The 5,366-nt window shown below is 54.4% G+C and carries 4 protein-coding genes; 1 reads left to right on the top strand and 3 read right to left on the bottom strand.

The window, feature by feature from the left end; translation table 11 throughout:
* Nucleotides 1–1,106: hypothetical protein (locus NW845_RS12195; RefSeq protein ID WP_414378722.1), on the bottom strand; the 1,106-nt coding region annotated here is incomplete at its 3' end.
* A 49-nt stretch (nt 1,107–1,155) separates the two neighbouring features.
* Nucleotides 1,156–3,018: a M61 family metallopeptidase gene (locus NW845_RS12190; RefSeq protein WP_414378721.1), complete on the bottom strand. Its 1,863-nt coding sequence runs from the start codon at nt 3,016–3,018 to the stop codon at nt 1,156–1,158.
* A 239-nt stretch (nt 3,019–3,257) separates the two neighbouring features.
* On the opposite strand from NW845_RS12190, the gene ntcA reads away from it, so the two are divergent.
* A complete protein-coding gene (gene ntcA / locus NW845_RS12185; RefSeq protein ID WP_414365317.1) occupies nt 3,258–3,932 on the top strand; it encodes a global nitrogen regulator NtcA in 675 nt (224 codons plus the stop codon).
* 125 nt (nt 3,933–4,057) lie between these two features.
* Here ntcA and leuB read toward each other — a convergent pair whose 3' ends face one another.
* Nucleotides 4,058–5,203 (bottom strand): 3-isopropylmalate dehydrogenase, encoded by a 1,146-nt coding sequence (leuB, locus tag NW845_RS12180; protein WP_414378719.1) that lies wholly within the window; start codon nt 5,201–5,203, stop codon nt 4,058–4,060.
* Nucleotides 5,204–5,366: the final 163 nt, after the last annotated feature.

Below are 5,366 nucleotides of genomic sequence, written 5' to 3'. Positions count from 1 at the left end.
GTCTTTGATTCCACCCAGTAGAATTGATCGTTAATATGAAAGAAAAGATCCATTTCAAACTTATCTCCATTCGGCAAAGTAACTTGAGCATTTGTTATGTAAGAGAAATCAATTTTTCCAGCTTGACTTGCAGCAAGGCAGATCAGCTTATCCCTAACGTATCTCTCTAGCCATTTTCCTGAGAGAAAATTTAGTGCTTGGGGCGACCTACTGGGTCTTGCTACCAACAGATACCTGGGTGCCTTAAAGTATCTGTACTCTTCTAAAAATGCGATTCCGTGTAACTCTTTGGCAACCTGGCAAGTTGAGCTGATTACTTGTTGAGGCTCGTCTTTAAGGTTTATTGAGAAAGAGTTTCCGCTATTCATATTTGATTTAATCATTCTATAGAATCTTTTAATCAAAGAATATCGATTGCCCATAAAGGCAGCTATTTGATCTAATTTTTCCTCTTTTTCTTTCACATCTATGCTTTTGATTTTTACGTTTTTTGAGCTTAAGAATGATTCTATCTTTGATACGTCGACCTCTAATATACCGGCGGCAGCGATCTCCTCTTTATCTCTCGGTACATCGTCTGTTAGCCTAGGCTCTGGTGTTTCATGACTGGCAACCTGCTCATTCTGAGAGCTCTGATCTGTAGTTTGGGATATCTCTAATCTGGGAGAACTTTGGATAGCAATCTGTAGTCGCTGATAAATATCTTTAGTTTCTTTCACTAGGTTTTCCAGGATGGCTCGCTGATCGTTTAGCTGCTCATTATGTTCGGAAAACTTTACAGATATAGCCTGCAGAAGATCCCTACTCCAACTTTGCAGCAAATCTTGGTGACTATCTACAAGACGAGATCTAAGCCCTTTGAGATCGGCTTGAGTAGCCTGTAACTTCCGAGAAATCTCGTCTGCCAATCCTTCGACCAGTTTGGTTAAGGTTTTGTTGGCGTTGTTGAGTTCTTGGCTGTGTTGCCTTAAGTGTGAAGATATCTCTCTAATGATCTCTTGTTTCCAGATTTCCGGTCTAGGACTGACCTTGTAATGGCGAGCAACGTAAACACCCAATGAGAAACCAACAGCCACCCCAATTAATAAAACCAAAACGAAGTCCATTAGATTCGCTCCTGACCCCTGTTGTTACTTCTCGTTTAAGTTAACTAGGTTACTCGCTTGTTTCAAGATTCTCAGGCGAGGTGAGCGAATTTTCAAGAAGAGGCGTATCTTGTCCCGAAGAGCCGAGCAGGGATCCCAGCCAGCCCTGCTGGAGCGCTTTCTGGGTGGGAGTGAGTTGCGGCAACGCTTCGAGGGTGTAAACATCCGGGCGGGGTGGATCCAAGGGGATCCAGAAGTGTTTCAACTGATCGCCTTGGAAGACGCTTAGGCAGATCACCTGGTGGGGCTGGTAGGCTGCCAGGCGCTCCGGCAAGGTGGTGGCGCTCACCCGAAAGCCGTCTAGGGCTACGAGCTCGTCGCCAGCCCAGATGCCTGCTTTTTGGGCCGGGGATCCCATCTCGACGGCGCTGATGCGGTTGCCTTCCCCATTGAAGTGGAGACCCAGGTAGGGGGAAGGGTTGGGGCGGCTGAAGTGGGCTTTGAGGGTGAGGCCAAAAGGGTGGAGGTAAGCGTTGTAGTCCAGCTCTTCTGTACCTTCCACGTAGGCAGCGAAAAAGTGGCCAAGATTGGCGCCGGCTACCCGCTCAAAGGCCTCCCGCAGGTCTTGGTGGGTGTAGCCTTTCTCAAACCGGCCAAAGCGCTGCCACAAATCCTGCATGGCCGTGTCCAGGGATTCCTGGCCCCCCGAAAGGTGGCGAATGTGCAGATCCAGCAGCCAGCAGACCAAAGCGCCCTTGAGGTAATAAGAAACCTGGCTGTTGAGGCTATTTTCGTGGGGACGGTAGAGTTTGATCCAAGCGTCGAAACTGGATTCCTGCAGCGATTGCACGGCCCGACCCGGAGTGCGCTGCAGCCGGCCAATTTGCTCGGCCAGGATCTGCAAAAAATCTTTGGCGCTGAGGATCCCTGCCCGCAGCAAGATCACGTTTTCGTAGTAGCTGGTCGCCCCCTCGCAAAACCAGAGGCAGTCCACGTAATTTTCTTGGTTGTAGTTAATTTTCTCCAAAGCCAGAGGGCGCAGCCGCTTGACGTTCCAAGCATGGAAAAGCTCGTGGGCCAGCAGAGCCAAAAAGCGGCGATAGGACTGGGGCTGATGCAGCTCCAGCCCAGAATAATTAAGGGTGGTGCTGTACTTGTGCTCTAGGCCGCCAAATCCCCCTGGCGACAAATGCACAATAAACCAGTAGCGGTCGTAGGGCAGCCCGCCAAAAAACGCCGCAGTGGCCCGGACAATTTTCTCGGCATCGGCCACCGCTTGCTCCAAATCCAGGGTGCCTGCTCCCCAGACCACGAAGTAATGCGGGATCCCTTCCACTGCAAACGACCGCAACTGGTGCAGGCCCACCTCCACCGGACTATCCACCAGCTCGTCGTAGTCTGCCGCCACAAAAGACTGGCCGGAAGCAGGATCCTCAGAAGAAGAAATCAAAGGTCGCAAACTGGTGGCGATGCGCCAATCTGGCTTGGGAGGGATCACCGTCAAGGTGTAGGGTTCCCGCTCGCGACCGGGCACATAGAAAAAGAGCGCCGCCCCGTTGAAGTAGGCGTGGGTGAGATCCAAATGGTTGGTGCGCACCGTCAGCTCATAGGCATAGACCCGATAGCGAACCTTCACAGCCGAACAGCGGGGCGGCTCGATCTCCCAAGTGTTCTTATCTACCTTCCGCCAGGCCAAAGGGATCCCTTGCTCCGTTGCCGCCTGAAACTCTTGCACATGGCGGGCATATTCCCGCACCAGGTAGGATCCCGGCGTCCACACCGGCAGCCGCAGTTGCAGAGGCGCTTCTGGATCCACCTCTTGGATCTGTAGTTCCACCTCCAGCAGATGATTGGCCGGCTCCGGCATCCGTACTGTGAAGTGCTGACGGCTCGGTTGAGAAGGTGTGGCCACAGCCGCCTCCGGGATCCCCATAAAACCCCTCCAATCGATTACGGCCCCCGCCCCTGGTCCTGGATTCGCTGCTGGACAAGAGACGAGACTTTAAAAATGTAGCTCCTGCTACAAAGGTATCCGGGCAGAACCTTTTAGCTTAGGATAATCTTGCCCCTGGGGTAATTTTCCAGTCAACGGGAATACGGTGCGCCCCAAATCCTCCGATCTGATTTATAGGTTGATCTTAGGTATAAACTGGCTTTAAAAGGTTGACGAATATGGTGGTGGCCATCGCGGAAAAATCTCTGATTGCAGCCTTCAAACAGTTAGGAGGGCCTCACCATCCTCCGGTTATCGAAACGTTTGAACGCGGTAAGACCATCTTCTTCCCTGGAGATCCGGCGGAGCGGGTTTACTTTTTGGTGAAAGGAGCTGTCAAGCTCTCGCGGGTCTACGAAATGGGGGAAGAAATTACCGTTGCTCTCCTGCGGGAAAACAGCATTTTTGGGGTGCTCTCCTTCATCACGGGGCAGCGCTCCGACCGCTTCTATCACGCGGTGGCCTTTACCCGCGTCGAGCTACTCTCTCTGCCCATCGAACAGGTGGAAAAATCGCTGCGGGAGAACGCTGAGCTGGCCATGCTGCTGCTCAAGAGCTTGGCTTCTCGCATCCTGCAGACAGAGATGATGATTGAAACACTGGCTCACCGCGACATGGGATCCCGCCTGGTCAGCTTTCTACTGATCCTCTGCCGCGACTTCGGGGTGCCCGGCCCCAATGGAGTCACCATCGATCTCAAGCTCTCTCACCAGGCCATTGCGGAAGCGATTGGCTCAACCCGTGTCACCATCACGCGTCTGTTGGGGGAGCTGCGCAAGAAGAACTACATTTCCATCCACAAGAAAAAGATCACCGTCCACGACCCGATGCAGCTTGGCCATCGCTTTGCCTAAGGGAAGAAGCTGGCCCGCGGACGTTTCCAAGAATTTCCAATAAAGAGTAATAGCAGTGCCACCGTTCGTCGGGACAATCCCTCCCTCTGGGAGAGGGGTAGCCGCGCCAGCAAGGGAACCCCCACTCAACCGCCGGCGGCTGAGGGCGATCCTTGGGGGGAGGCTTGCTGCTGGGCCAGAGTAGCCAAGATCTTTTCTCCCATCTCGCGGCAGCCTACGAGGGTCATCCCCTCCGAGTAGATGTCGGCGGTACGGTAGCCCTGGGCCAAAACTGCCTCGACAGCCTGCTCGATGCGGTCGGCAGCTTGGGGCTGATCCAAAGAGTAGCGTAGCAGCATTGCCCCAGAGAGCACCTGGGCAAGAGGGTTGGCCTTGTCTTGTCCGGCAATATCGGGGGCTGACCCGTGTACTGGCTCGTATACCCCAGGGCCAGAGGATCCCAAAGAGGCAGAGGGCAACATGCCGATGGATCCAGTCAGCATCGCTGCCTCATCGGAAAGAATATCCCCGAAGAGGTTCTCCGTGAGAATGACGTCAAACTGCTTCGGCCAGCGCACCAACTGCATGGCAGCGTTATCGACGTACAGGTGGGAAAGCTCCACGTCGGGGTACTCAGCCGCAATGGCGGTAACCCGCTCCCGCCACAGTTGCGACACTTCCAGGACATTGGCCTTATCCACTGAGCAGAGCTTGCGCCGTCGCTTGCGAGCCAGTTCGAAGGCCACGCGGGCAATGCGATCCACCTCGGCCTCGCTGTAGGCCATGGTGTTTACACCCCGCCGGGATCCCGTGGCATCTGTGAAGATCCCTTTGGGTTGGCCGAAGTAGATGCCTCCGGTGAGCTCGCGCACCACCACCAGGTCGATCCCGGCGATCACTTCTGCCTTGAGGGAAGAGGCCTCCACCAGTTGCGGAAAGATCTTCACCGGGCGCAAGTTGGCAAATAATCCCAAGCCAGCCCGCAAGCCCAACAAAGCCCGCTCAGGACGCTTCTCCCGCGGCAGGGTGTCGTACTTAAAGTCGCCAACCGCCGCCAAGTAAACAGCATCGCTCTCCTGGGCCATTTTCAAGGTCTCTGGGGGCAAGGGATCCCCAGTGGCTTCGTAGGCTGCTCCACCAATTAGGCCCTCCTGCCACTGGAGGGAAAACCCCATCTGAGCGGCCACTGCATCCAAAACCGCCCGCCCCACCTGCATGATTTCAGGGCCGATGCCATCTCCGGCCAGGGCAGTAATCCGATAGGTTCGAGCAGCAGAGGAAGGAACGCTCATGGGCGGTCACGGTAAGAGAAGTGCGTAGCGATATTACCATCCCTTTGCCCACAGGTTTGCCGAAAAGTCCCCCAGGAAAGTTCTCCGAATCTCAACGTAAGGCGCGGGATTCCCCACCCGGGTGGGGAGGGATAGCGCCTCCTGACTGATTCTGGATATATCG

This window comes from Synechococcus sp. H60.2, assembly GCF_047462315.1.
In the GTDB taxonomy this organism is placed as follows: Bacteria; Cyanobacteriota; Cyanobacteriia; order Thermostichales; family Thermostichaceae; genus Thermostichus.
The sequence above is the reverse complement of the archived record's forward strand: the minus strand, read 5'-3'. Positions and strand labels throughout refer to the sequence as shown.